1 protein-coding gene is annotated in these 659 nt (G+C 40.1%); it reads right to left on the bottom strand.

Features of this window, described 5'->3' with window-relative positions; all coding sequences use genetic code 11:
* Positions 1–236: 236 nt before the first annotated feature.
* A partial coding sequence (locus GVN22_RS27545) for a hypothetical protein (protein ID WP_166554185.1) occupies positions 237–659 on the bottom strand: 423 nt, incomplete at its 5' end.

Raw genomic sequence — 659 nt, 5'->3', positions numbered from 1 at the left:
TTAGAAAGGTGCATTGGTTCAAAGGTGCTGCCGCTACTATGTTTGGCAAAAAGGACTTTTTGTGAGTTGATTTCACAAATAGCTAGTGTCCAAGTACTAGATTCGCTGAATTTGAATGCGAAAATTACGTCACCTTGTTTAATTGCACCAAGTGCATGGATATTGATAATAGATGCCATTTTCTTGTGTTAAGAGGTTTGGAGTTAAAAGAAAATTTGAAAAGTGATTAGGTTTACTTAAAAGCCTTCGTAAGGGATTTTTCGAGCATCAAGAATGTTCTGGAGCTTTTTCGAGTATGCCATTAGCCTTACAACCAATTCGTTGTCGATGGCTACTGGTGCTGGCTCAACATGACCTTCAGTCGGAAAATCCACTAAGTTTTGTTGGGTGTACTGCATGGGTGTTGTGCCAGTTTTAAGACCTACTGCCATCAAGTCTGCATCCGAAGCTAGTAGCGCTGTATGCTCGGTATTAAACCCATTGAGAATACTCAATTTGGGAACAATGGTTGCATGAACAAAATACTCTTTCCCTACTGGAATTAGCTTGTCAGGCGCATTACTGGCTGCAATACAGGCAAATGTTAAACCCAAATGCCGAAAGATTTTGATGTTTCGAGTGATACCATCGTTGTAGTTGACACTAGCGATAATATCACT

Source organism: Cellulophaga sp. BC115SP (assembly GCF_009905545.1).
Taxonomy (GTDB): Bacteria; Bacteroidota; Bacteroidia; order Cytophagales; family Spirosomataceae; genus Flectobacillus; species Flectobacillus rivi.
Note: the sequence above shows the minus strand (reverse complement) of the source record. Positions and strands in the feature narration are given on the sequence as shown.